General features: G+C 64.7%; 50 protein-coding genes. 46 read left to right on the forward strand and 4 right to left on the reverse strand.

Annotated elements, in window-relative coordinates; all coding sequences use genetic code 11:
- Positions 1-78 precede the first annotated feature (78 nt).
- From OIL77_08835 to OIL77_08850, 4 genes are all read right to left on the reverse strand, one after another.
- Complete coding sequence (locus OIL77_08835; GenBank protein ID HJI45502.1) at positions 79-519, reverse strand: transcriptional regulator; 441 nt, start codon at positions 517-519, stop codon at positions 79-81.
- Positions 516-725 (reverse strand): helix-turn-helix transcriptional regulator, encoded by a 210-nt coding sequence (locus OIL77_08840; protein ID HJI45503.1) that lies wholly within the window; start codon positions 723-725, stop codon positions 516-518. The genes OIL77_08835 and OIL77_08840 overlap by 4 nt, the downstream gene beginning before the upstream one ends.
- A gap of 178 nt (positions 726-903) precedes the next feature.
- On the reverse strand, positions 904-1,131 hold the full coding sequence (locus OIL77_08845) for a helix-turn-helix domain-containing protein (protein HJI45504.1): 228 nt from the start codon (positions 1,129-1,131) through the stop codon (positions 904-906).
- Between the two features lie 8 nt (positions 1,132-1,139).
- Entirely contained in the window at positions 1,140-1,478 is a 339-nt protein-coding gene (locus OIL77_08850) for a helix-turn-helix domain-containing protein (GenBank protein ID HJI45505.1), read from the reverse strand.
- 165 nt (positions 1,479-1,643) lie between these two features.
- Between OIL77_08850 and OIL77_08855 the strand changes: the two genes are divergently transcribed.
- The 46 genes from OIL77_08855 to OIL77_09080 all read left to right on the forward strand — a co-directional run bounded on the left by OIL77_08855 (position 1,644) and on the right by OIL77_09080 (position 22,483).
- Positions 1,644-1,865 (forward strand): helix-turn-helix transcriptional regulator, encoded by a 222-nt coding sequence (locus tag OIL77_08855; GenBank protein ID HJI45506.1) that lies wholly within the window; start codon positions 1,644-1,646, stop codon positions 1,863-1,865.
- Positions 1,866-1,997 carry a hypothetical protein gene (locus tag OIL77_08860; protein HJI45507.1) on the forward strand — a complete coding sequence of 44 codons (132 nt, stop codon included), beginning with the start codon at positions 1,866-1,868 and terminating at the stop codon, positions 1,995-1,997.
- Positions 1,964-2,347: a hypothetical protein gene (locus OIL77_08865; protein HJI45508.1), complete on the forward strand. Its 384-nt coding sequence runs from the start codon at positions 1,964-1,966 to the stop codon at positions 2,345-2,347. The genes OIL77_08860 and OIL77_08865 overlap by 34 nt, the downstream gene beginning before the upstream one ends.
- Before the next feature lie 98 nt (positions 2,348-2,445).
- A complete protein-coding gene (locus tag OIL77_08870; GenBank protein HJI45509.1) occupies positions 2,446-2,685 on the forward strand; it encodes a hypothetical protein in 240 nt (79 codons plus the stop codon).
- Positions 2,678-3,016 carry a hypothetical protein gene (locus OIL77_08875; GenBank protein HJI45510.1) on the forward strand — a complete coding sequence of 113 codons (339 nt, stop codon included), beginning with the start codon at positions 2,678-2,680 and terminating at the stop codon, positions 3,014-3,016. The genes OIL77_08870 and OIL77_08875 overlap by 8 nt, the downstream gene beginning before the upstream one ends.
- Positions 3,009-3,377: a hypothetical protein gene (locus tag OIL77_08880; protein ID HJI45511.1), complete on the forward strand. Its 369-nt coding sequence runs from the start codon at positions 3,009-3,011 to the stop codon at positions 3,375-3,377. The genes OIL77_08875 and OIL77_08880 overlap by 8 nt, the downstream gene beginning before the upstream one ends.
- A 2-nt stretch (positions 3,378-3,379) precedes the next feature.
- Complete coding sequence (locus tag OIL77_08885) at positions 3,380-3,592, forward strand: hypothetical protein (GenBank protein HJI45512.1); 213 nt, start codon at positions 3,380-3,382, stop codon at positions 3,590-3,592.
- Positions 3,592-3,813: a hypothetical protein gene (locus tag OIL77_08890; protein ID HJI45513.1), complete on the forward strand. Its 222-nt coding sequence runs from the start codon at positions 3,592-3,594 to the stop codon at positions 3,811-3,813. The genes OIL77_08885 and OIL77_08890 overlap by 1 nt, the downstream gene beginning before the upstream one ends.
- Positions 3,813-4,706, forward strand: a complete 894-nt coding sequence (locus OIL77_08895) for a DUF1351 domain-containing protein (GenBank protein ID HJI45514.1) — start codon at positions 3,813-3,815, stop codon at positions 4,704-4,706. The genes OIL77_08890 and OIL77_08895 overlap by 1 nt, the downstream gene beginning before the upstream one ends.
- Before the next feature lie 15 nt (positions 4,707-4,721).
- Entirely contained in the window at positions 4,722-5,264 is a 543-nt protein-coding gene (locus OIL77_08900; GenBank protein HJI45515.1) for an ERF family protein, read from the forward strand.
- A gap of 3 nt (positions 5,265-5,267) precedes the next feature.
- Positions 5,268-5,615 (forward strand): hypothetical protein, encoded by a 348-nt coding sequence (locus tag OIL77_08905; protein HJI45516.1) that lies wholly within the window; start codon positions 5,268-5,270, stop codon positions 5,613-5,615.
- Complete coding sequence (gene ssb / locus OIL77_08910) at positions 5,612-6,211, forward strand: single-stranded DNA-binding protein (protein ID HJI45517.1); 600 nt, start codon at positions 5,612-5,614, stop codon at positions 6,209-6,211. Before OIL77_08905 ends, ssb begins: the two co-directional genes overlap by 4 nt.
- Positions 6,212-6,320: 109 nt before the next feature.
- Entirely contained in the window at positions 6,321-7,187 is an 867-nt protein-coding gene (locus OIL77_08915) for a hypothetical protein (protein ID HJI45518.1), read from the forward strand.
- On the forward strand, positions 7,184-7,636 hold the full coding sequence (locus OIL77_08920; GenBank protein HJI45519.1) for a hypothetical protein: 453 nt from the start codon (positions 7,184-7,186) through the stop codon (positions 7,634-7,636). Before OIL77_08915 ends, OIL77_08920 begins: the two co-directional genes overlap by 4 nt.
- Positions 7,633-8,043, forward strand: a complete 411-nt coding sequence (locus OIL77_08925) for a hypothetical protein (GenBank protein HJI45520.1) — start codon at positions 7,633-7,635, stop codon at positions 8,041-8,043. Before OIL77_08920 ends, OIL77_08925 begins: the two co-directional genes overlap by 4 nt.
- 37 nt (positions 8,044-8,080) lie before the next feature.
- On the forward strand, positions 8,081-8,491 hold the full coding sequence (locus tag OIL77_08930) for a YkgJ family cysteine cluster protein (protein ID HJI45521.1): 411 nt from the start codon (positions 8,081-8,083) through the stop codon (positions 8,489-8,491).
- The gene (locus OIL77_08935; GenBank protein HJI45522.1) at positions 8,484-8,708 is read left to right on the forward strand and encodes a hypothetical protein; all 225 of its coding nucleotides are present in this window, start codon (positions 8,484-8,486) and stop codon (positions 8,706-8,708) included. Before OIL77_08930 ends, OIL77_08935 begins: the two co-directional genes overlap by 8 nt.
- The gene (locus OIL77_08940) at positions 8,705-8,902 is read left to right on the forward strand and encodes a hypothetical protein (protein HJI45523.1); all 198 of its coding nucleotides are present in this window, start codon (positions 8,705-8,707) and stop codon (positions 8,900-8,902) included. Before OIL77_08935 ends, OIL77_08940 begins: the two co-directional genes overlap by 4 nt.
- Before the next feature lie 222 nt (positions 8,903-9,124).
- The gene (locus OIL77_08945) at positions 9,125-9,652 is read left to right on the forward strand and encodes a hypothetical protein (protein HJI45524.1); all 528 of its coding nucleotides are present in this window, start codon (positions 9,125-9,127) and stop codon (positions 9,650-9,652) included.
- Between the two features lie 19 nt (positions 9,653-9,671).
- Positions 9,672-10,061: a hypothetical protein gene (locus OIL77_08950; protein ID HJI45525.1), complete on the forward strand. Its 390-nt coding sequence runs from the start codon at positions 9,672-9,674 to the stop codon at positions 10,059-10,061.
- Positions 10,061-10,330 (forward strand): DUF3850 domain-containing protein, encoded by a 270-nt coding sequence (locus OIL77_08955; GenBank protein HJI45526.1) that lies wholly within the window; start codon positions 10,061-10,063, stop codon positions 10,328-10,330. The genes OIL77_08950 and OIL77_08955 overlap by 1 nt, the downstream gene beginning before the upstream one ends.
- Positions 10,331-10,376: 46 nt before the next feature.
- Entirely contained in the window at positions 10,377-10,886 is a 510-nt protein-coding gene (locus OIL77_08960; GenBank protein HJI45527.1) for a hypothetical protein, read from the forward strand.
- Positions 10,873-11,073, forward strand: a complete 201-nt coding sequence (locus OIL77_08965; GenBank protein ID HJI45528.1) for a hypothetical protein — start codon at positions 10,873-10,875, stop codon at positions 11,071-11,073. Before OIL77_08960 ends, OIL77_08965 begins: the two co-directional genes overlap by 14 nt.
- Positions 11,066-11,434, forward strand: a complete 369-nt coding sequence (locus OIL77_08970; protein ID HJI45529.1) for a hypothetical protein — start codon at positions 11,066-11,068, stop codon at positions 11,432-11,434. The genes OIL77_08965 and OIL77_08970 overlap by 8 nt, the downstream gene beginning before the upstream one ends.
- Complete coding sequence (locus OIL77_08975) at positions 11,421-11,696, forward strand: hypothetical protein (GenBank protein ID HJI45530.1); 276 nt, start codon at positions 11,421-11,423, stop codon at positions 11,694-11,696. Before OIL77_08970 ends, OIL77_08975 begins: the two co-directional genes overlap by 14 nt.
- On the forward strand, positions 11,689-12,033 hold the full coding sequence (locus OIL77_08980; protein ID HJI45531.1) for a hypothetical protein: 345 nt from the start codon (positions 11,689-11,691) through the stop codon (positions 12,031-12,033). Before OIL77_08975 ends, OIL77_08980 begins: the two co-directional genes overlap by 8 nt.
- Positions 12,026-12,292, forward strand: coding sequence for a hypothetical protein (locus tag OIL77_08985; protein HJI45532.1), 267 nt, complete (start codon positions 12,026-12,028; stop codon positions 12,290-12,292). Before OIL77_08980 ends, OIL77_08985 begins: the two co-directional genes overlap by 8 nt.
- A complete protein-coding gene (locus OIL77_08990; GenBank protein HJI45533.1) occupies positions 12,292-12,513 on the forward strand; it encodes a helix-turn-helix domain-containing protein in 222 nt (73 codons plus the stop codon). Before OIL77_08985 ends, OIL77_08990 begins: the two co-directional genes overlap by 1 nt.
- The gene (locus OIL77_08995) at positions 12,510-12,698 is read left to right on the forward strand and encodes a hypothetical protein (GenBank protein HJI45534.1); all 189 of its coding nucleotides are present in this window, start codon (positions 12,510-12,512) and stop codon (positions 12,696-12,698) included. Before OIL77_08990 ends, OIL77_08995 begins: the two co-directional genes overlap by 4 nt.
- Positions 12,682-12,966 carry a hypothetical protein gene (locus OIL77_09000; protein ID HJI45535.1) on the forward strand — a complete coding sequence of 95 codons (285 nt, stop codon included), beginning with the start codon at positions 12,682-12,684 and terminating at the stop codon, positions 12,964-12,966. Before OIL77_08995 ends, OIL77_09000 begins: the two co-directional genes overlap by 17 nt.
- A gap of 75 nt (positions 12,967-13,041) precedes the next feature.
- Positions 13,042-13,164: a hypothetical protein gene (locus OIL77_09005; protein ID HJI45536.1), complete on the forward strand. Its 123-nt coding sequence runs from the start codon at positions 13,042-13,044 to the stop codon at positions 13,162-13,164.
- Positions 13,161-13,361 (forward strand): hypothetical protein, encoded by a 201-nt coding sequence (locus tag OIL77_09010; protein ID HJI45537.1) that lies wholly within the window; start codon positions 13,161-13,163, stop codon positions 13,359-13,361. The genes OIL77_09005 and OIL77_09010 overlap by 4 nt, the downstream gene beginning before the upstream one ends.
- On the forward strand, positions 13,358-13,639 hold the full coding sequence (locus OIL77_09015; GenBank protein HJI45538.1) for an HNH endonuclease: 282 nt from the start codon (positions 13,358-13,360) through the stop codon (positions 13,637-13,639). Before OIL77_09010 ends, OIL77_09015 begins: the two co-directional genes overlap by 4 nt.
- 245 nt (positions 13,640-13,884) lie before the next feature.
- Positions 13,885-14,316 carry a P27 family phage terminase small subunit gene (locus OIL77_09020; protein HJI45539.1) on the forward strand — a complete coding sequence of 144 codons (432 nt, stop codon included), beginning with the start codon at positions 13,885-13,887 and terminating at the stop codon, positions 14,314-14,316.
- A 65-nt stretch (positions 14,317-14,381) separates the two neighbouring features.
- A complete protein-coding gene (locus OIL77_09025; GenBank protein HJI45540.1) occupies positions 14,382-15,737 on the forward strand; it encodes a phage terminase family protein in 1,356 nt (451 codons plus the stop codon).
- On the forward strand, positions 15,737-17,155 hold the full coding sequence (locus tag OIL77_09030) for a phage portal protein (GenBank protein HJI45541.1): 1,419 nt from the start codon (positions 15,737-15,739) through the stop codon (positions 17,153-17,155). The genes OIL77_09025 and OIL77_09030 overlap by 1 nt, the downstream gene beginning before the upstream one ends.
- Complete coding sequence (locus OIL77_09035) at positions 17,136-18,407, forward strand: hypothetical protein (GenBank protein HJI45542.1); 1,272 nt, start codon at positions 17,136-17,138, stop codon at positions 18,405-18,407. The genes OIL77_09030 and OIL77_09035 overlap by 20 nt, the downstream gene beginning before the upstream one ends.
- A gap of 230 nt (positions 18,408-18,637) precedes the next feature.
- Positions 18,638-19,096, forward strand: coding sequence for a hypothetical protein (locus tag OIL77_09040; protein ID HJI45543.1), 459 nt, complete (start codon positions 18,638-18,640; stop codon positions 19,094-19,096).
- Positions 19,097-19,121: 25 nt separating this feature from the next.
- Positions 19,122-20,009, forward strand: coding sequence for a phage major capsid protein (locus OIL77_09045; GenBank protein ID HJI45544.1), 888 nt, complete (start codon positions 19,122-19,124; stop codon positions 20,007-20,009).
- An 11-nt stretch (positions 20,010-20,020) separates the two neighbouring features.
- Positions 20,021-20,218, forward strand: a complete 198-nt coding sequence (locus tag OIL77_09050; GenBank protein ID HJI45545.1) for a hypothetical protein — start codon at positions 20,021-20,023, stop codon at positions 20,216-20,218.
- A gap of 2 nt (positions 20,219-20,220) precedes the next feature.
- Complete coding sequence (locus tag OIL77_09055) at positions 20,221-20,616, forward strand: phage Gp19/Gp15/Gp42 family protein (protein ID HJI45546.1); 396 nt, start codon at positions 20,221-20,223, stop codon at positions 20,614-20,616.
- Positions 20,613-20,954: a hypothetical protein gene (locus OIL77_09060; GenBank protein ID HJI45547.1), complete on the forward strand. Its 342-nt coding sequence runs from the start codon at positions 20,613-20,615 to the stop codon at positions 20,952-20,954. The genes OIL77_09055 and OIL77_09060 overlap by 4 nt, the downstream gene beginning before the upstream one ends.
- Positions 20,947-21,237, forward strand: a complete 291-nt coding sequence (locus OIL77_09065; GenBank protein ID HJI45548.1) for a hypothetical protein — start codon at positions 20,947-20,949, stop codon at positions 21,235-21,237. The genes OIL77_09060 and OIL77_09065 overlap by 8 nt, the downstream gene beginning before the upstream one ends.
- Positions 21,237-21,578 (forward strand): hypothetical protein, encoded by a 342-nt coding sequence (locus OIL77_09070; GenBank protein ID HJI45549.1) that lies wholly within the window; start codon positions 21,237-21,239, stop codon positions 21,576-21,578. Before OIL77_09065 ends, OIL77_09070 begins: the two co-directional genes overlap by 1 nt.
- A gap of 9 nt (positions 21,579-21,587) precedes the next feature.
- The gene (locus OIL77_09075; GenBank protein HJI45550.1) at positions 21,588-22,190 is read left to right on the forward strand and encodes a hypothetical protein; all 603 of its coding nucleotides are present in this window, start codon (positions 21,588-21,590) and stop codon (positions 22,188-22,190) included.
- Positions 22,190-22,483, forward strand: coding sequence for a hypothetical protein (locus OIL77_09080; GenBank protein ID HJI45551.1), 294 nt, complete (start codon positions 22,190-22,192; stop codon positions 22,481-22,483). The genes OIL77_09075 and OIL77_09080 overlap by 1 nt, the downstream gene beginning before the upstream one ends.
- Positions 22,484-22,529: the final 46 nt, after the last annotated feature.

Raw genomic sequence — 22,529 nt, forward strand, 5'->3', positions numbered from 1 at the left:
TGAGTTTGCATGGGTGTACTGGTTGGATGCCCTGTCGGCTATAGCGGTACCAGCGCTGCCGACGGGGCTCTTTTGTGTTTACTCGCGGTACGATTCTGCTCTATCGAGTAGGTCGTCCACGGATATTCCCATGGCTTGAGCAACCTTTCTCACGACACTAACCTTTGGGTCTCTTATCTTTCCGCTGAAAAGCTGTGAGACGTGGGCGTCTGATAGGCCCGATTTTCGGCAAACGTCGACCTGTCGCATGCCGAGCTCAGCAATGTATTCATTCAGTGCGCGCGCCAGCTGCATGTCGTGAGCTTCCCACGCGCCAGTTCCCAGCAGCTCGTCCGCCGAGCATCCATAGAACCTTGCGAGCTTGGCAATCTTGTCGCCACTTGTCGTGCGCGTGCCACTCTCCATCATTGAATAGCTGGATACGGAAACGCCCAGTATCGATGCGACTTCCGCCTGCTTAGCTCCGTACTTCAGTCTGGCTTCTCTCAGCCTTAACCTCGCGGCCATCGTGGCTATCACTCTCCAAGCGTTTTCCTTGCCATTTCATCGAGAGATACGCCCAATGCGTCAGCTATGGCCTTTGCTTTCCCCAGCGTTGGCTCCTTGGCCCTTCCGCTGAGGAGCGCAGAGACCGTTGAGCGCGGTGAGCCGATTTTGGCAGCTAGCTCAGCCTGTGACATCCCTGCCTTATCTAAGTAATGGGCAAGTACGTAGCGGTATTCCATGTCGTGGCTATCCCTATTCCTTCAGCAGGTTTCTCTCAAGTGAGCTTCCTAACTTCCTTCAATCTGGTCTGCATTTAACGCATCCCGCTCTCTTTTTCTAATGGAAAAGTCTCGGCGAGGCCTTTTGCAGTGGCCATTAAGGCCTTTTGGCCGTCTTTATTCATTGAGTTAAATAGATTCAAAAGCTCGCGATCAGGCCGCCAATTTGTTCACCGTCACCTTCTTCAAGGTCAAACAGTTCTCCGATGGTGCATTTGAAATAACGAGCAAACTCAGCCGCCGTGTCCATGTCGGGGCTAGTGTTTCCAAGCTCATAGTTTTGATAGGTCCGGTATTTGAGGCCGAACACGTTCGCGGCCTCTTTTTGCGTCAACCCAGAACGCTGCCGAAGGTCTTTAAGACTCATAGCTATTCCTAAACGTAAACGCCAGCCTGAGCATCATTAGATATATGCAAAGAAAGCGATCTTGCAACATCGAGCAATACCGCTCGACCTTCTGCGCTTAATTCATCAAAGAGCTGATCAAGTTCACGGCGCTGCATATCAAATTCTCTTGCGCATACGTCGGTCATCAAAATGTAATCAACGTTTGAGTTAAACAAACGGGCCGCTTCGATAAGCTGCTCGCCATTCATGATGACTCGTCCCTGTTCCCAGTTTCTATATGTACCGAGGGAAACGCCGAAGGCCTCGGCAGCATCCTGCTGCTTATAGCCGGCCGCCTTACGAACCTCCTTCAACCGCGTATGCATATCTCACGCCCTCCTTAGAATCTGTAAACGCTTACTTCTTATAGTTCGCATAGTACCAATATAAAGCGCAATTGTACAGATTTCTTCTTGACATGTACTAGTACCGTGCGTACTATAAAGCTCGTAAGTACTAACCAGATGCATAGTTGATAGGAGGAAGTACCAATGAGGAACCTAGCATCTGAGCGTACGCGTCTCGGACTGAAGCAAGCGGAGGCGGCTTCAAAGCTCGCCGTATCTCCCAAAACGCTTGCGAAATACGAGAACGACCCAAGAAGCATGCCAGGAGACTTTATCTACCGTGCATGCCGATTCTATGGCTGTAACGCCAGCTACCTGCTCGACATGTGCGATGAGCGAGCCGTAAACGCTATGGCTGCGGTCTAAATGGCCAGCGAGGCCAAGCAGCAGGAGAACAAGCCCAAGACCCCGCGCGAGATAGCGCTCGACACCATGTGCTCGACGCTTCGGGCGGCATACCGGGAATGGGAGAGGAAGGAGGGGAGCAAGAGACAGTGAGGCCATGGTCGACACGTGAGATCCGGTACCTGAGGGAGCACGCCGGCGACGGAGCCAAGGAGATAGCCAAGGCGCTCGGACGGACTACCGAGGCCGTGAAGCTCCAGGCGAGGAAGTGCGGCATATCGCTCCGGCAGCGCTGGATGTGCCCGAAGTGCGGGCGCATGACGTTCAAGCCGCTCAACAAGGCGAACGGCTGGTGCGCGGAGTGCACGAAGGAGGGCCACGTGGCAGACCTCAGGGAGCAGGCCAGCGCGATGCGCGAGGAGGCTGCGAGGTCCAAGCGGAACGACCGCGAGCGGCAGAGGTGCTACAGCGCCAAGAGCCGCGCGAAAAAGTCCCAAAAATAAAGACCCTAAAAAGCACCCTAGCCCTGACCTGCGGAAACATCAGAAGGGAACACAAGATGTACACATACAAAGAAGCGAGCGCCCCCAGCTACCAACTTGTGAGCACTCGCCGAAACAGCCCCAGACATGAGGCTCAGACCATCATAGCACCCAAGCCATATCGACCGACCGTCCGCGAGCAGCTCGACTCCGATGCGTTCAGGGCGGGGGCCATGGTCGGCTTCATCGCCGCCGCGGTCCTGTTCGCGGCGATCCTGACCGTCTTCGTCCTCCCGACGATGGACGGCGCGGTCCAGGCGGCAAAGGCGGCATGCGCGGCGGGAGCTGTCAATGCGTAACGACGAGAGGTACCGCCAGAAGCCGATGAGCAACCAGCTCGAGATATTCGGCCTCGGCGCGGACGGCGAGCAGGACATGGCGGACGCGCGCGCGTGGATAGGCGAGCACCCGCGGGCGTGGGACTTCATGGTCGAGCAGGCCACCCGCCTCAACCGCAAGGGCTACGTCTCGATCAACTGCCTCATCCACATGGTGCGCAACGAGCTGCACGTCGGCGTGAAGAACGGCCTCGCGCCGAGCCTCGCCCGCATCATGGAGGCGCGCTACCCGCACCTGAGGCACGCATTCAACAAGCACCGCTCGAAATCGGACGGTTTTGTCGATGAGTAGGAGCAGGAGGACCGCCAAGGACGCGGGCACGAGGTTCGAGCGACTGGTCGCCGACTACCTCGCCGGGAGGCTGGGGAGCGACATCGACAGGCAGGTCAAGACCGGCTCGCACGACACGGGAGACATCCGCGGCGTGTCGATGGCCGGGCGGGGCATCGCGATCGAGTGCAAGGACTACCAGGGAAGGCACGAGCTGCCCAAGTGGCTGCGCGAGGCGGAGACCGAGCGCAGGAACCGCGGGGCCGAATACGGCGTGGTCGTCTGGAAGCGCCGCGGGACCGCCATCCCCGGCGAGCAGTTCGTGACCATGACATTGGAGACGTTCGCGGCGATGCTCGCGGGCGCAGGCAGGGAGGAATAGCAATGGAGAGCACAAACATACCGGTGGAGATCGAGGCCAAGTTCAAGCAGGCCACCGTTAAGGGCGGCGTCGCCGTCCTGCAGTTCGAGGTCGACACGGAGGACAGCGCGGCGTTCGAGGCCATCCGCAAGAGCGGCGAGGAGGTCTGGCTGTCCATCCAGAGCAAGCAGCCCCAGATCCTGTTCGTGAGCCACGACGGGGAGGTGACCGAGTGATGGAGGACTACAAGGGAATGTTCGCCGAGCTGGCCGACCTCGCCACGGAGGAGCAGGCGATGTTCACCATCTCGGTCATAACGAAGTCCGACGAGGCGTTCGACAAGTTCATGGACGCGCGCGAGAGGCTCGCCAAGTGGATCGTCGAGCACGCGGTGGTCATCGACGAGGCGCTAACCGAGAGGAAGTACAACCGGATGCTCAACGAGGAGGTCAGGTAATGTCCGAGGAGAACGGGGCCGAGGAGGTCGTGGCCGAGGTCATCGAGGAGCAGGGGGCGCCCGACCTCGTCGTCACGTACTCGCCGTCCGTCATCAGCGCGAACTTCGACGCGATGGAGGACAGCATCCGCGCGAAGGTCGCGGACTACGAGGGCGCCAAGTACGACCTGACCAAGGACGAGTCCATCAAGGGGGCCAAGAACGACCGCCTCTACCTCAACGGCCTGAAGAAAGAGATAGAGGAGCGCCGGAAGGCCGTGAAGCGCGAGTACAACAAGCCGCTCGCCGCCTTCGAGAAGCGCTGCAAGGAGATCACGTCCATCATCGACGGCGCGTCGGACGGCATCAAGGCGCAGCTCGACCAGGCCGAGGAGGACCGCAAGTCCCGCGCAATGGCCAAGCTCAAGGAGCACTACGAGACGTTCGCGGAGCTGCTCGCGCCGGTCGTGCCGTACGAGCGCCTCCACGAGAAGCAGTGGCTCAACAAGGGCTTCGGCGAGGTCAAGGCGAAGAAGGCGCTCGAGGCCAAGGTCTCAGCCGTCGCGCGCGACTGGGACACGCTCAAGGCCCAGCGCGACTCCATGGCCCACTACGAGGTCGCCGAGCGCGAACTGTTCCGCACGCTCGACCTTGGCTCGGCGCTCAACGCCGCCCGCGCCGCCGACGAGGAGGACGCCCGCATCGCCGCCATGCGCGAGGCGGTAGAGTCCAAGCCCGCGCCGCGCCCCGCGCCGAGGCGCCGGGCGGAACCCGCCGTCGCGGCGCGCCCCGAGCTGTCCTGCGCGTGGACGGTCGAGATTCCGTCCGCCACGCGCTCGCAGATGGAGCTGCTCGCCGCGGCGCTGCGCGAGCGCGGCATCACCGGCACCATCAAGTGCAAGGGGGTGTGCTAGGTGGACGACGAGAAGATGACGCTCTCCCAGGCGATAGCCAAGGTTCAGCGCTCCGTGACCGTCCCCAAGGCGCGCTACAACGCGTTCGCGAAGTTCAGCTACCGCTCGTTCGAGGACATCGTCGCCGCGCTCAAGGAGCCCTGTAAGGAGGCGGGCGTGGCGTTCACGCTCCACGACAACATCTGCAAGGTGGGCGACCGCTACTACGTCGAGGCCACGTGCACCCTGTTCTTCGTGGACGGGCACGGCGAGAAGAAGGAGTTCAAGGCCTACGCCCGCGAGGCGGAGCACAAGAGCGGCTCCGACGACGCGCAGGTGACCGGGATGGCGTCGAGCTACGCGCGCAAGTACGCGCTTTGCGGCCTGTTCGCCATCGACGGGCAGAGCGACCCGGACGCGCTGTCGGACAAGCCCGAGAAGAAGCCGCCCGAGAGCGGCGGCTTCACGGCGAAGTGCAAGGCCTGCGGCACGGCCTACGCCTTCGAGTCGAAAGAGCAGTACGAGGAGTTCAAGAAGCATCCCGGCTGCTGCGCCACCCCGACGTGGCGCGTCCTGTAGGCCATGCAGGACATGTATGCGCAGCGCGAGGAGCTGTTCGAGCGCCTCATGGCGGAGCTGGACACGCTCAGGCGGACCGGCCAGCAGTACGCCGAGAACGAGGCGGACTACCGCAAGGCGCTGCGCATCGCCATCCTCGAGGAGCGCTCCAAGGGTACGCCGGTGACTGTCATCGGCGACCTGTGCCGGTGGCGCGAGGAGATAGCCGAGAAGAAGCAGCTGCGCGACTGCGCCGAAGCCCTCTACAAGGCATCGAGCGAGGCGATCATGGCGCTGAAGCTGCGAATCAAGACAGTAGACGCCGACATCCAGAGGACATGGACGAGCGGCGGAGAGGAGACATACAGATGAGCATCAACAGAGTGGTCGTGTCGGGCAATTTGACCCGAGACCCCGAGCTGCGCGTCACGCCGGGCGGCACGCAGGTGCTGGGCTTCGGCGTCGCGGTCAACGACCGCCGCCGCAACCAGCAGACGGGGAAGTGGGAGGACTACCCTAATTTCATCGACTGCACCATGTTCGGCAACCGCGCCGAGGCGCTCTCGCGCATCCTGCGCAAGGGCATGAAGGTCGCCATCGAGGGGAAGCTGCGCTACAGCTCCTGGGAGGACAAGAACGGCGGCGGCAGGCGCTCGAAGGTCGAGATCATCCCCGACGAGGTCGTGCTCATGAGCCAGAACCCCAACGGCCAGCCTGCGCCGCAGCAGTATGCGCCGCAGGGCTACCAGCAGCAGGCGTACCCGCCCCGACAGGCGCCACAGCCCGCGCCGCAGGCGTACGCCCCGCATCCGGCGCCCCAGCAGCCCGCGCCGCAATGGAACGCCCAGCAGGCCTACCAGAACCCGCCGGCGGTCCCGCAGCGGCCCCAGCAGGCGCCGCAGGCCGCGCCGCAGCCCGCGCCCGCCCAGCAGCAGCTGGACGTGTACGACGAGGACATCCCGTTCTGATGAGGCGCGTACCCGACACCATCCGCGACCACTGGGAGGCGGCCCTGTTCGCCGCCTCCTTCGCCGCGGGTTTCCTGTTCTTCTCTTCGCTTCTCTGGGGGTGGTTCTGATGGCGAGCAAGTTTACGTGGTTCCCGACGCTCACCGAGACGCTTGAAACCATGCCCGAGGAGCCTCGTTCCAAGATGCTGTGGGCGCTCGTCCAGTACGGGACGAACGGCATCGAGCCAGATTTTGGAGACGACTGGTTCCTCGACACCATCTTCACGGGCCTCCGCAACGACATCGACAACAGCATCGCCGCCCGCAACAAGAACAAGGGAGGCAGGCCGCGCAAGGACACCAAGGCCGAAACGGGGGTTTCGGGGCGTACGGAAACTGCCGAAACGGGGGTTTCTGAAAACGGAAACGGGGGTTTCGGGGTTTCGGAAACTGCCGAAACGGGGGTTTCGGAACCTGAAAACCCCTCCTTATATATCAATCCATACCAGTCCATACCAAGCCAGGCCAATGCAGGGCAGTGCATCGCGCCCGACGCGCCCGAGGGCTTCGAGCCGCCGACCGCCGAGGAGGTCGCCGCGTACTTCGGGGCCAACTGCCTGAACGGCGACCCGCAGGCGTTCTTCGACTTCTACGCGTCGCAGGGCTGGCGCAAGTCAAACGGCATGCCGATCTCGGACTGGCAGCCGCAGGCCCGGCAGTGGCACCGCCGCCAGCGCGAGCTCGACGCCGAGGCCCGGAGCCGCGGCAAGCCCACCGCCTCGGAAGTCGAGGCCGCGACGTTCAGGCCGACCAGGACGCCCGAGGAGGCGCTGGCCGAGCAGGAGCGCCGGTGGGCGTCCGAGCACCCGGGCATCGACCCGGCCAAGGTCGAGGCCCCGCGGGGCACGACCGCGAGCAGGGACCAGTTCGGCCTGTACCAGGACGCGCTGAGGCTGCTGGCCGCCCGCGCCGCGTGCGAGAGGAGGCTCTCATGATCCTCGACGCGGGCCTGCTGAGGGGATGGCCGAAGGAGCGCGCCGAGCTGTACGGCAAGCCCCACCTCGGGGCGAGGTACACGCACGACATGGCATACGAGCCGACGCAGGCCCGGTGCGCGGTGTGCGGCAGGCGAGTCTGCAACTGCCACCACGTCGCCCGCAGGTCGTGGGGGAAGACGTTCAGGCTCGTCACGCCCAACGGGGTGTGGGAGCTGCGCAGCCCGCTGTTCGCCCTGTGCGGCTCCGGCACGACCGGGTGCCACGGGAAGTTCCATGACGGCGGACTGCACGCCGAGTGGGTGTGGCGCACCGGGGCGGCCGAGGAGGCGTGGTGGTCCGGCACGCTGCTCAGGGAGTACCCGCCGCACAGCCCCGACCTCTACGAGTTCGGCTACTGGGCCATCACCGACCGATACGGAAACGAGATCATCCGAGAGGTGAAATGACAATGGAGATCACCAACTGCGAGCAGTACGTGCTCGCCGAGCTCGACTGCGAGCAGCGCCGCAACGAGCGCCTCGTGGCCGAGAACAACATGCTGGCCAAGCGGCTCGACGCCATGACAAAGAGGGCGAACGGCTACAGCCGGATCATCAACCGCCCCAAGACGCCCATCGAGGCGCTGGCCGACAGGGTCATGCGCGAGGAGATGCTGACCCGCTTCACCTACGCCGAGGTCACGGACGTCAAGAGCGCGTTCAGCGGAAGGCTGCTCGACTTCGACGAATGGTGCCACGATGCGATGCGATATATGGCGCTGGCGGACGGCGTCGGCGAGGAGGAGTTCACCCGGTTCATGCGCCGGGACCTCAAGAAGATCTACGACGAGAAGGTGGCCGGATGTTCCAAGTAGGGGCCGCCGCCCACGGCAGGGGCGAAGGGGCGGGCCGATGAATGACGAGAAGGCCGTCGCCGCGGCCATCCACGCCGGGCTCCAGAGCGTCGAGGTGACCGACCTGTACACGGGTGACTGCAGGGGCTGCGGCGAGTGCTGCTCGCGGTTCCTGCCCGTGAGTCCGTTCGACCGGGTGCGCCTCGAGACCTACGTGCGCCGGAACGGAATCGAGCCCGCCGAGCCCAGGGCTGAGTACGACCTGCTGTGCCCGTACCTCACGGACGGGCGCGAGTGCGCGGTCTACGCCGCGCGGCCCGAGGTCTGCCGCGCCTACCGGTGCGACAGGCACAAGAGGGGCGAGCTGGGCATGTTCTTCGGCGCGGAGTGCGCCGAGGTGACCGACATGCGCGAGATCGCGGAATCAATGGCCGGCGATGTCTACAGGATGGAGCGGGGGAATGGCTAGGAACGTCTACGGCGGCTACTGCCGCGAGTGCGGCAGGTGGACGCCTCCCGGGTTCGGGCACTTCGAGCGCTACCGCGGCGGATGGCGCGTCCACTGCGTCGAGTGCGCGAGCGGGCGGAAGCTGCCGCCCGAGGGAGACCAGGCGGCGCAGGACATGCGGCGCCACGTCAGGAACATGGTGAACGACGGAAGGTACGGGAAGAGGGGATGCAGATGACGGGAGACGAGAGGCCGGACATCTACGCGGACGGGCTCCGGGAGGAGCGCTGCGAGAACTGCCTGCACTGCTGCGCGACGGTGCTGCGCACCGTTCACGGTGTGGAGCGCACCGAGTACGAGTGCGGGCGGCGCCCGGAGTTCGTGCACCGCACGCAGGGGCTCGCCAGGTGCAACTACTGGGAGGCGCGATGAGCGGATGGGATGAGCTCGGCCGCGAGCAAGACATGGCCGCGGCGAGGGCCGTCGGCTACCTCGAGGGCATGTACGACGTGGCCGTCGTCAGGAAGAGGGTGGCGTAGATGCGAGTTCTTATCGCCTGCGAGGAGTCGCAGCGCGTGGCGCTTGAGTTCCGGAAGATGGGGCACGAGGCTTACAGCTGCGACCTTGAGGAAGCGGGGGGGGGGTCACGACCTCATGCACCTCAACGTCGACGCTCTCCAGATGCTCAAGTTCAGGTGGGACCTGGTGATCGCGCACCCGCCATGCACGTATCTCACCGTCACCGGCAACCGCTGGTTCGACGAGGGGAAGTACGGCGACAGAGCGCGCGAGCGCAAGGCTAACCGTGAGGCCGCCGTCGAGTTCTTCATGGCGTTCGCCAAGTGCGATGCGCCGCACGTCGCAATCGAGAACCCCGTCGGCTGTATGAGCACAAGATGGCGCAAACCGGACCAAATCGTGCAGCCGTACATGTTCGGCGACCCGTTCGAAAAGAAGACGTGCCTGTGGCTGAAGGGGCTCGAGCCGCTCAAGCCGACTGATGAGGTCGAGCCTGAGCCGCGCAAGGTCTTCAAGTCAGGCAACTCCATGCCGGCATGGTACGCGGACGCCTGGCATCTGCCGCCACACGAACGCGCCAAGGTTCGCAGCCGCACGTTCCCGGGCATCGCAAAGGCGATGGCCAACCAGTGGTGCGAGCAGATCGGGATGGAGGGCGTATAACGCCAGATAAGGAGGAATGATGATTCAACTGCCAAAGGATGCCGACGGTCGAGAGATTCCGCTAGATACCAAGGTGCTGTACGGCAGCGGCGGCACGGCCCGAAACATCGTGTACTGGGTGTACACGGTCGATTCCGACCTCGAGAAAGAGTGGGGGAACTGCTGGCGCGCGGTCACGGACGCGGGCAGGAAACTCGACGCCGAGCTCATGTACCTCACCGAATCCGACAGCTGGGAGAAGCTGGAAGAGGACTTGGACAAATGCGTCGCAGAAGGCACCGCTTGCACGTACTTCAGCAAGGATGGAACCTGTCAAAGTTGTTCTCTCAGCAATATAACAACTGGTTGCTCTCCGAAAGTGATTGAGGACATCGTATCCCGCATCCGCAAGCTGAGGGGTGAGGCCTGATGGCGACGCACAGGCTCAAGATTCAAGAGCAATACGCCGACGCCGTCCTGAACGGCACCAAGACGTTCGAGATTCGCAAGAACGACCGGGGTTACAAGGTCGGCGATGAGATCGTATTCGACGTTGTCACGAACGAAGGCTACGCCGTCGGGGAAGCAGCCAGGCATCCGCTCAACGGTGAAGTCTACCGAATCGACTACATCCTCGACGACTTCGAGGGCCTTGCCCAGAAATACGTGGCGCTGGCCATATCCAAGGTGGACGAATGATTACCGATGAAAAGCGCCGCGAGGCGGCGGCGAAGGAGGTATAGCCATGGCATACAGCGACTACGGCGCGTTCGTGTACCTCAACGGCGAGCGCAGAACCGACAAGGAGGACGTAGGCGTATACGACACCGACGAGGGTTCCCTGCCTACTGGACTCCGCGTGCACGCGAACATCATGAAGCACCATGACGGATTCGAGTGGTTCGAGTTCTCGCACCATGGAGTCATGGGCGACGGCAATGTCCGCGTCGGGTGCTACAAGCAGGGTTGGCCGGAGGTCTACGAGTGGGAGGACGGCGAGGACAAGCCGACCATATACACGTTCGATGACCTTTCCCGCAAGTTCGGGTGGGACGGTTACAAGGAGTACGGCGACACGAGGTACGCCGCAGACGAGTACGACGAGGAGTTCGACTTCCTTGGATGGCACTTCCACTTCTGGGGCGACGATACCGGCGACACTCCGAGGTACGGGGCGACCATGAGCCGCGACGGAGAGACCTGGGAGTGCGACTACGACTATATGTTTGGAGCTGGTTTCGATGACATTCACTAGCGAAGAGCGACGCGAGATGGCTGAGAACCTGCGACACCTGACTATCGGCCACTCCATCCAGTACAAGGAGCAGTTCTTCGACGAGCTTGCCGAGGTGGTGGTCGGCTTCGAGGACTACCATGACTTCGATGTTGTCCTCGATAAGCTCGCTGATCTCATTGACCCGGAAGGGGGAGACGATGATTAACGACGAGGAGCGCAAGCGAGCGGTGGCTGAGTTGCGCGAAGCATCGACCGGGGCATACCGCCACGTTGATTCACTCGACGTGATTGCAAACTCAATCGGCGTCGAGGTGGACGGCAAGTTCATTCACGAGGTTGAGAACGAGACGTACGCGGCCCTTGCAGACCTAATCGATCGTCCGACATGTCACAACGTCGCCGACTACACCAAGGAATCATTCAAGTGCTCAGAGTGTGGGTGCCGCGTGCTGGTGCCCGGCGACAGGCCGGACGGTGTGCTCGTCGTGACCTCCGAGGCGTTCCCAGTCGACTGGTACTCATGCCCGGTCTGCGGGGCGGTGGTGGTGGAAGATGAAGCGTATTAAGTTCGCAAGGCCGGTCGATTGCCCGACGTGCGGTGCGACCCCGTCGCACCAGAAGTGGAAGCCGCGCAAGCTGGTCTACACCAACGAGATGGTCGCGATAGGGGACGTCGACCCAGTCGACGCCGTCCACTGCCCTAGGTGCGACCTCGTCTTCGGCGTCGTGCATTACGAGCATGACGACACGTACATCACGAGCTGGACCGAGTTCGAGACTGTCCCACGGTATTGCCCGTGGTGTGGGGAGGATTTGACTGATGATTAGCGACGAGCAGCGCCGCGAGGCGGCGGCGAGCCTGCGCGGGTCGAGGGGCTTCTTCAACAGCCTGCCGAGGACGGTCCTCGAGCCGTTCATATTCGACATCTTCGAGCGCGTGCTCGAGTGCGTCGGCTATACGGAGGGCAACGTATTCGACTATCTCGCCGACCTCGTCGACCGCGGCGAGTGCGAGAACGTCTACGACGGGAGCGTCCAGGACTCGTGCGACAACGGCTTCCTGTGCTCGGTCTGCGGCTGCAAGGTCGAGGACGAGGAGCACTACCGCGTGAGCGGCGTCTGGAACTATTGCCCGCAGTGCGGGAGGAAGGTGCGGCATGGCTGACGAGATGAGGCCGGCGCCGTCGCCGTCCGTCGACCTGTGGAGACCGGATGGCCCCGCCGCGAGGGCCGCGGCCGCCATCATGGCCAACGCGGTGGCGAGCTTCAACGAGGCCTTCGTGCCCGTGCTGCGCGGCGTGAGGCGCGAGGCGAGGGCGCTCTGCAAGAGGCTCGACCCGAAATGGAGGCGCGCCCGGATTCGCGCGCTCAAGAGGTCCCGCCGCAACGTGGAGACGCTCAAGCGCGAGGGGAGGTGCAGGTGATGGCGACCGAGTACGTTCTGGACGCCGACAAGATCGCCCATTGGCGCATCGACAACCACGTCCCGCTGAAGCAGCTGGCGCGCGCCGCCGGGGTGAACCTCAGCAGCCTGAGCCATGCCATCAGCAACGGCAGGGAAGTGAAGATGAACCTGCTGCTCAATCTGGCGGAGGCGATGGGCGAAGACCCGCGCGACATCGTGAGGAAGAAGGTGGAGAGATGAGATTCGAGATAATCGAGCGCCACATCATCGACGTGCCTGACAGCGAGCTCACGGACGGCGAGCGCCCCTTGGGCAAGATGGCGCTCGTTGAGGTTCTCGACGTCATCGCGGAGAACCCGCACAGGTTCATCGAACGGTACGAGATGTACCGCGAGGAGGTGATCCGCCTTGGGGGCAAGCTGTGATCCGGGCTACAACCTCCCGGACGGATGCACCGGCGCGGCAATCGACAGGCACTTCGGCGAGGGCAAGCCCACTTGCGCCGAGTGCATCAAGATGTACGAGTGCTGCTGCGACTACGGCATCTGCGAGGTGGAGTTCGACGACGCCTTCCGGGAGAAGTTCGACGGGGCGGGCGCGGAGCCGGGCGACGTCGCCCACTGGGCGCTCCCGTGGATAGCGAACCACATGAGGGACATGCAGGAGGCGGCGTGCGGCATGTTCTGCGGCTGATGCCGCTGGCTGCGCTCGCCGTGGTTCTGACCGTTCTCGTGCGCATGGCGTGCGGGTGAGATAGGAGGGAATGGAATGGAAGAGATCGGCAAGCTCATCGGCAAGCTCATCGGGTGCCTCATCATGGCCGCGCTCGTGCTGCTGTGCGTCGCCGCCGTCGTGTGGTGCTGGCGGGTGCTCGCGGGGATGGTCGCATGAGCGCCGGCGAGAGGGTTGCGCAACAGCTCCGCGACGCCGCGGCCCTGCTGGAGTCCATGGCGGAAGACGTGGCGGGGGACATCGACGAAAGGTTTGTGCTGCTGCCCATAACGCTCACCATCAAGATAGGAAGCACCGACGAGACCCCGACCCTGTCGGTGAAGAAGGACTACCTCGCGAGGAAGCGCCTGGCATGACGTGGAGCTCCAACGGCAACGCCGAGCGCAAGCTCAAGGCGAGGCTCCGCGCCGAGGGCAGGCCGTGCCACATATGCGGACAGCCCATAGACTACAGCCTGCCGCCCGGCACGCCGTGGAGCTTCGAGGCCGACCACGTGGTGCCGAGGGCGAGGGGCGGCGCGGTGCTGGACTACGCGAACCTCGACGCGGCGCACCGCATCTGCAACCAGAGGAAGGGCAAGCACATGCCGGGCGACGCGAGGCCCGTCGAGATAAGGCGCACGAGGCTGTTCTGAAGGCTCGAGACAACTGAATAGGCGGGGCTGAAAAGCCAAACTGGAGGCGCGGTCGTTTGCTCGGCTGCGCCCCACTGCTTTTTGGGGCGCTGAGCCGCCGATGGCGGGGGCATTGCCCCTCCCCGGGGGTGCACGGACACCCATCGCTGCCAGTGCCGATTTCCCCCCGCCCCATGACCCCAGGGCGGGGTAGGCCGCGAATCTCACACGCATCGCACAATGCGGGCACGAGAAAGGAGGCCGTGATGCCGGAGATGCCGGAATCGGTCGCATCCGACGACTATCAATCGCAGATCTGGGCGAGCGTCACCGCATCGGGGCGCTTCTCCGACGAGGACGCGCCGAACCTCGCGCTGCTGTGCTACTGGCACGCCGTGGCTAAGGCCGCGGAGGATGCCATGAGCAGGGGCAAGTCCGTGAAGGTGCTCGACCCCGTCGGCTACAAGCCCATCAAGGCGAAGAACGGGCGGCACGCCATCATGGAGCGCCCGCACCCCGCCGTGTCCGTGCTCAAGCAGGCGACAGCCGAGATACGCGCGCTCAACGAGCTGCTCGGGCTGTCGCGCAAGGCGGTGCCCATCCAGGTGCAGCAGGCGCGTCCGCAGAGCGACGGCGCTAGGGTGCTGAGCCTCATGTTCGCCGACCGCGAGCGCAAGGCCAAGGCGGCGGGCGCCTGATGGAGCCCAGGCAGACGCCGACATACGAGGCCAACGTCCCGGAGGACCTCAGCGGGGACGGCGGGATGGCGTGCGAGCTCGCGACCGCGTACTTCGGCGACCCGCTCCCGTGGCAGCCGCACCTGCTCGACGCGATGCTGGCCCGCGATGCGCGCGACAAGTACCTGCTGCGCACGCTGGGCATCTCCATCCCGCGCCAGAACGGAAAGAGCTGGGTCGTGCGAGCAAGGTGCTTCTACGGCGCGCTCAACGGCGAGAAGATCCTGTACACCTGCCAGCACGGCGACACATCCGACCAGATGTTCAAGGAGCTGTCCCAGCCATTCGAGGACGAGGACGAGACCGAGCTGCACGACCTCCTGCTCGCCGTGCGCAAGACGAACGGGCAGCAGGCCATCAGCCTCAAGAACGGCGGACTCATCCGCTTCACCACCCGCACCAACTCGCTGGCGCGAGGCAAGACCTACGACGTGCTCATCTACGACGAGGCGCAGGAGCTCACGGACACGCAGCAGGCGGCGTCCCTGCCTGCAATCTCGGCGAGCGCGATGCACAACCCGCAGACCATCTACCTCGGAACGCCGCCAGGCCCCGACAACGTGGGCACCGTGTTCCGCGACCTCCACGACGACGTGCACGACGGCGAGTCCGAGATGGCGTGGATCGAGTGGGGCGCGGACGAGATAGGCGACGTCCACGACGAGTCGAGATGGTACGAGTTCAACCCGTCCATGGGCACCGTGCTCAACTACGAGGCGGTCAAGGGCGAGTCCGAGCAGATGCAGCCGGACGTGTTCGCGCGCGAGCGCCTCGGGTGGTGGGCGAAGACGGGAGGCTCGCTCCTCTACGCCCTTTCCTCCAAGAAGTGGGACGGGTGCCGGTGCGACTCAGCGCCCACCGGCGGAAAGCTCGCCTTCGGCGTGAAGTTCTCCGTGGACGGCTCCCGCGCCGCGGTGTCCTGGGCGCTCGCCGACAGGGACGGACCGTCCTACGTCGAGCTATACGACGTGATGGGCGCTTCGGGCGGAACGGTCGCGATCTCGGACATGCTCCTGCGCAACCGAGACGAGATCGCGTGCGTCTGCATCGACGGCAAGTCCGGAGCGGACGCGCTCAAGCGGCGGATGCTCGACGGCGGCTTCAGCAAGTGCGCACTCGAGATGGGAACCCCGGCAATCGTGCAGGCTGCGGCGTCGATGCTCAAGGACGAGGTCGACTCGGGCACGCTGTCTCACATCGAGTCGCCGGCGCTCGACGACTCGGCGCGCAAGTCGCTCAAGCGCGACATCGGCAGGGACGGGTGGGGCTTCGCGGACGGTCCCGACTCCATCGCAGCCCCCCTCGAGTCCGCATCGCTCGCCCTCTGGGCGGCGAGAACCACGAAACGAGACCCGCGAAGGGAACAGGAGGCCAGCTTCTGATGGCAGCAGTGAACATGGAACTGGCGGGGCAGGTAGCATCCGCCGCAGGCTTGGAGCCGGGGGACGCGGCGCTCGTCCGCGAGCTCATGACCGTCTGGCGCGAGCACCGCGCCAGCAATCTCGAGCGCGAGGACTACTACCTCGGTCACGTGTCGGTGAAGGACCTCGGCATCGCCATGCCGGCGAGCCTCGCCAAGAAGATCAACCCGCGCGTGGACTGGCCCCGCAAGGCCGTGCATGCACTCGCCGACCGCTCCATCTTCAACGGTTACACGTGCGCGGACGAGCAGACGAGCAAGACGCTCCGAGCCATCTGCGAGGCGAACCAGCTGGAGCGCCTCTACCGCAAGAACCTCATCGGCGAGCTGAAGCACTGCTGCGGCTTCTGGACCGTGACGGATGGCGGCGGCTACCCGGTCATCTCGGCGTACCCCGCCACCGCGGCGGCGGCACTCTGGGACGACGCGCGCAAGGCCATCAGGGCGGGCATCGTCGTGGCGGAGTCCAAGAAGATGCCCGGCGACGCCGAGCGTGTGCCGACCGTGGTGCACCTGCTCACCGACGACAGCCTCGTTGTGCTCACGCGCGACGGCGGCTCGTGGGTCGCCGAGTACCGCGAGCACTCGATGGGGCGCTGCCTGATGGAGCCGATGGCCCACGGCGCGACGCTCGAGCGCCCCTTCGGCACCTCGCGCATCAGCCGCTCCGTGATGAGCATCACCGATGACGCCATCCGGCAGCGCGCCCGCATGGAGGTCGCCGCCGAGGCCGCGACCCTGCCGCAGACGTGGCTTCTTGGAACCTACAAGAAGATGCTCAACGACGGCAACAAGTACGACGCCTCGATGGGCACGGTCAACGAGATCACGAAAGACCCGGACGGCGACAAGCCCACGGTCTGGCAGTCCGCGCAGCTCCAGATGGCACCGCTCACGGAGTACCTGCGCCAGCTCGCCTGCCAGATGTCGGCCGTGACCAACGTGCCGGTGAGCTTCTTCGGCGTGTCCAACGACAACCCGTCCTCCTCGGACGCTATCGCCGCGTCCCTGGAGCCTTTGGTCATCGACGCCAAGAATCTCAACCGCGACAACGGCACGGCGCTGCGCAACGTGGCCTACATGGCGCTCGCCGTGGCGAACGGCACCGATTTCGCCACCGAGCGCGACGCGGGGCATGAGATCAACCCGCGATTCCTGTCCCCGGCGTACCCGTCCACGGTGAGCCTGTCCGACGCGATGCTCAAGCAGGTGCAGGCGCTCCCGAAGCTCGCCAACTCCACGGTGGCCTACGAGATGCTCGACTACACGGACGAGCAGATCCAGCGCATCGAGTCGGATGCCAAGAAGGCGCAGGCGGGCGCGGCTATCGCATCGCTGTTCGAGCCGAAGGAGGGCGAGAATGGCGGCGGTACCGACTAGCCTGCTGGACGAGCTGACCGATGAGGTGAACGCGCTGTCGGCAGACGCCCAGGCGAAGGTGAGGCCGGCGCTCGAGTCCCTGCTGTCGAGCTGGGAGCGCGGAGGTGCCGGCGATGTCGCCTCTCTCCGCGAGAGGGCCTACGAGACGATCGAGACGGTGCTCGGGTACTACGCCGACACGTGCGCCGCCGCGAGGGCCGCAGAATACTACGACGCGGTCAGGGCGTCGCAGGGCTTCCCCGGGAAGTATCGGGCGGTCGCCGAGTCCATGCGAGACCCGGACGCCACGCTCGGCGCGGTTAGATATTTCATCGGCAAGGTCGTCGAGGGCGCCCCCGAGGTCTTTGTCTCGCGGTGCGTCACGAGGGTCGACGAGGAGATCAGGCGCGCCGCCAACAGGTGCGTCGCCCACAACGCGCGCAAAGACCCGGCAAAGCCGTGGTACGCCCGCGTTCCCCGTGGCGAGACGTGCGGGTTCTGCCTCATGCTCGCGTCGTTCGGCTTCTACGCCAAGACCGAGGAGGCGGCCGAACACTCGCACGCGCACTGCGACTGCCGAATCGTTCCCGGCTTCGACGGGGTGACCACAGTCAAGGGATACGACCCTGACGGGATGTACGAGAGGTATAACGACTGCCTGGCCGCGCTCGGAGGCCGCGACGGCATCGCCTCCGACTGGTACGCAATGCCGGAGGACGAACGCAAAGCGCTCGTGAGGCGCCACGGCAACAAGGAGGGGAAGGCGTACACCGCCTACCTCAACAACCGCGTCGCATCCGAGATAGAGCTACGCGACCCGTCCTGGTACGCGGGCGGCGAGCATAAGGGCATAACGTTCACGGACGATGCGGTGAGGCGCGACAAGGTAAAGAGGTGGAGGGTAGACCCCGGAGAGAGGAGAACCGCAGAGAAGCTGGCGGCACTGGGCTACAAGACCGAGTTCTGGGAAGACGAGGTGCACCTGAAGAGCGAGAACGCGCAGGGAAAAACGACCGTAAGCCGCGCCGACCTGTCCACGGGCATCGAAATCAAGACCGTGTACACGTCGAAATCGGAGAACACGTTCAAGTCGCACATGAAGTCCGTGGCCAACAAGAGCGGGGTGCGGTTCGCCGTCTTCGACGTCAGCGAGAACAAGTCGGTCACCGACAGCCAAGCCGAAGCGTGGATACGCAAGTACATGAAGAGGTACGGAATCTCTGAGGTGCGGATGCTGGGGCACGACGGGTCGCTCCAAACGATAAAAAAATAGGCGGGAGCTGCATGTCTCAATAGGTGAGTCAAACAGCTTCCGCCTAGCCCCATCATACCGCATGGCCGCCCACGGGCGGCTTTTTTCATGCCGAAAAACGCCAAACAGGCCAAATCTCACGCCCGTAGGACACTGCCGCGCGACAGGGCCGCACGGCCCGAAACGCACATCTAAGGGGCTCGGCCGCACGGCTGGCCCGACGGGCCGCACGGTCCGGGAAAGGACGCGACATGGCAGCAGAGACCAACACGGAGCCCACGGGCGGTACGGAGCCGACCGGGGGCGAGGAGCCCGACTACAAGGCGCTCTACGAGGCCGAGAAGGCGCACTCCCGCAAGTGGGAGAAGCAGGCCAAGGCCAACAAGAGCGCGGCAAGCGCACTCGACGAGGCCAACCAGGCGAAGAAGACCGCCGACGAGAAGGTCGCGGAGCTCGAGAAGCGACTCGACGCCAAGGAGAAGGCCGAGGCGCGAGCCAAGACCGCCGCCAAGGTCGCGCAGGAGAAGGGAGTCCCCGCCGAGCTCATCGTCGGCGAGGACGAGGAGAGCATGGCCGCATGGTGCGACAAGATGCTCGCCGCATTCAAGACAAAGCCCGCACCGCGAGTGGAGAAGCCCGGCAGCTTCGACAAGGGCGGCAAGGGCGGGGACGAGGCGCTGCGAGACTTCGCCAAGCGCCTCCTGAAGTAAGCCAAACCCGAAGAAAGGCACAGAAATGGCTGCAAACGACACCCAGAAAATCAAGCTGCCGTCCAGCGTGGTCTCCACCATCATCGGCAAGGTGAAGGACACCTCCACCATCGCCACGCTGAGCCCCAGCACGCCGCAGAAGTTCGCCGACACGACCTATCTCGTGTTCAACCCGACCGCAGAGGCCGAGGTCGTCGCCGAGGGCGGCAAGAAGTCTGGCTCCGAGATCTCCACCGACCCCGTGGTCGCAAAGCGCGCCAAGATCGTCACGACCACGCGCGTCTCCGACGAGCTGAAGTGGGCCGACGAGGACAACCAGCTGGAGATCATCTCCAACATCATCGCCGACCAGACCGCCGCCGCGGGCCGCGCGCTCGACTACATCGTCTACCACGCCATCAACCCCAAGACCGGCCTCGGCCTCACGGGCTACACCGCCCTGACCGCTGACAAGGACGTCCACAGCGTCGCCAAGACCGACTCCCCGGTCGACGACATCGACTCCCTCTCCGACGCCCTGCTCGACTACGGCATCAACGGCATCGCCATGAGCCGCCAGTTCGCCTCCGAGCTGCGCAAGCTGCGCGTGCCCGCCACCGGGCAGCGCCTGTACCCCGAGGTGCCGCTTTCCCTCAACGTGGGCAACCTCGACGGCATCCCCGCCTCCGTGTCCGGCACCGTGAACGGCCGTCTCGCCAAGACCCCGACCAATGTCTCCGCGATCATGGGCGACTTCTCCGCCATCAAGTGGGGCATGGTCCGCGACATCACCGCCGAGGTCATCGAGTACGGCGACCCCGACAACACCGGTCAGGACCTGAAGGGCTACAACCAGATCGCCTACCGCACCGAGGCCGTGCTGGCCTACGCGGTACTCGACCCCAAGGCCTTCGCCGTCCTCAAGAGCGCCTAGGAGGTCCCGAGATGGCTCATCTAGTCCAGAAGTTCATCGTGGAGGACGCGGGCAAGGCGTCCAGCATCCTCCCGCAGCACGTTGCGCTCGTCTCGCCCGACGGCAAGCCGCTCGTGCTGCCCAAGAAGGTCGCCAACCCCGGCGCCAGCCCGACCGTCGCGAAGGTCGTGCAGGCCCTCGTCGACGCCGGGATCATGGAGGCCCAGTAGCCATGGCCGCGCTCGCCAGCGTGGACGACTACAAGGCCCGCTACGGCGAGCCCGCGGACGAGGCCCGCACCGGTGTGCTGCTTCAGGACGCATCCGACCTGATGCTCTCGGCGTATGAGGACCGAATCGGCGAGTACATCGAGGGGGCGTGCCCGGCATTCGACCGCGCCGCCCCCGCCGTGTGCTGCCTGCTGGTCAACCGCGTGCTCTCGGCACCGTCCGCGATGGCCGGCGCCACGCAGTACAGCCAGGGGGCGGGCGGCTACACGGCATCGGTGACCTACGGCTCGGCACTCGGCGAGATGTACCTCGGGAAGAGCGACCTCAGGCGCCTCGGGCTCACGGGCCAGGCGCTCGGGGCGCTCACCCCGTTCGAGAGGGGTGGGGTGACCGAATGACGTGCCTCATCTCCGGCGAGACCGTGACCGTGCGCAATGCGGCCCACTCGCTCGACGAGCTGGGCGAGCCGGCCGGCGAGGCGGTGACCGAGACGGCGGTCGACAACGTGGTCGTCTGCCCCGGCGCGACCGCCGACCTCGACTCGACGCGCCCGAACGGCGTGACGGTGGCCTTCACGCTGTGCTTCCCGAAGGGCGCCGACGTGTCCCTGAAGGACGCGACGGTCACGGTGCGCGGCACCGACTACAAGGTGGTCGGCGACCCCAAGCGATACACCGCGGCCAACACGCCCGGCCCCTGGGACCTCACCTGCGAGGTGACCCGAACCGATGGCTAGGGCGAAGTGCGAGGTCAAGATCAAGTGGAAGGGCTGGAACCGCGGCGGATACGCCGAGGTCATGAACGGCGGGGGCGTGCAGGCCATGCTCACCGAGAAGGCCAACGCCGCCGCGGCCGCATGCAACTCCACGTTCACGCCGAAGTACGGCGAGAACGGCTACAGCACCGCGGTCGCAGGCGGTTCGCTTGCGAGGGGCCGCGTCGTCTACACGGATAGCAAGCACGCCAACGTGAGCGAGCGCAAGCACAACCGCCTGCAATCCGTCTTCGGGGGTGACTGATGGATATCGAGAGGGTAGTGGCCCAGCGCCTTATGCACGCGACCGGCATCAAGTGCGTGCCGGACGTTCCGCGCGAGAGACCCGATGAGTTCGTCCAGGTCACCCTCGCAGCCACGAGCGCGACGCGGTTCATCCAGTCGCCGCGCGTGCTCGCCACGTCGTGGGCGAAGACCCGCAGGCGCGCACACGAGATCGCCGAGGCCGTCGAGCGGGCGTGCTCCGCCATCGAGGACGAGCCGAACGTGTTCTCCGCCGTGCCCGACGGCACCTACCGATGGGACGACCCCGACACGGGGACTCCCAGATACCAGACGAACATCAACCTGACCATCTGCGAATAAGGAGCAATCATGGCAGAAAGCAACAAAAACAACGTCGCCAACGTCTCCAGCGCCAAGGGAGTCAAGGGCGGCTACATCTTCACCGCTCCCGTCGGAACGGCGCTGCCGACCGACTACACGACCGCGCTGCCCGAGGCGTGGAAGTGCCTCGGCTACATCAGCGAGGACGGCTACGTCGAGACGCTCGACACCGACTCCGAGGACATCAAGGACATGAACGGCGACCTCATGGCGTCGCCGCAGACCTCTCGCGTCGAGAGCGCGCAGCTCACGCTCGCCGAGATCAAGGCCGCGACCCTCAAGGTCATGTACGGCTCCGGCAACGTCAAGGACGAGGCCGGCATGATCACCGTCAAGCACAACGGCGACTCCACCGAGACGTGGCCCGCCGTGCTAGAGCTCGTGCTCAAGAACGGCTGCCGCTGGCGCAAGGTCGTGCCGCTCCCCCAGTCCTCCGAGCTGGACGACCTCACCCTCGCCGTGGACGAGCTCGCCGCGCGCGCCCTCACGGTCAAGTACCTCACCGACGATGCCGGCAACACCTGCTACGACTACATCCAGTCCACCGAGACCGCGACCGCCAAGGCCGCTGAGACCGCGGAGGGCAAGTAATGACCGAGCTCACATTCATCATCCCCGGCATCGACGGCGAGTTCACCGCCGACCTCGACGAGCTGCTCAGCTACAAGACGAACAAGCAGTTCGCCAAGAGCGAGACCGAGCCCGCCGGCATGTTCGAGGCCTTCGAGCGCGTCTTCGCCGGCCGCGACGAGGAGTACATGGAGCGCCTCGGCGGCTCCGTCGAGTCCACGGGCGTGCTCATGCAGGCCGCATTCGAGGCGGCGAAGGCAAAAAACTCCCAGGATTCGTCATCGAGCTCGAAGGGCACCGCGCAGAAGTCGTAGCGGACTTCAGACAGTACTACGGCATCGACCTCCCGCTCGAGGGCGG

This window comes from Coriobacteriaceae bacterium, from assembly GCA_025993015.1.
In the GTDB taxonomy this organism is placed as follows: domain Bacteria; phylum Actinomycetota; class Coriobacteriia; order Coriobacteriales; family Coriobacteriaceae; genus Collinsella.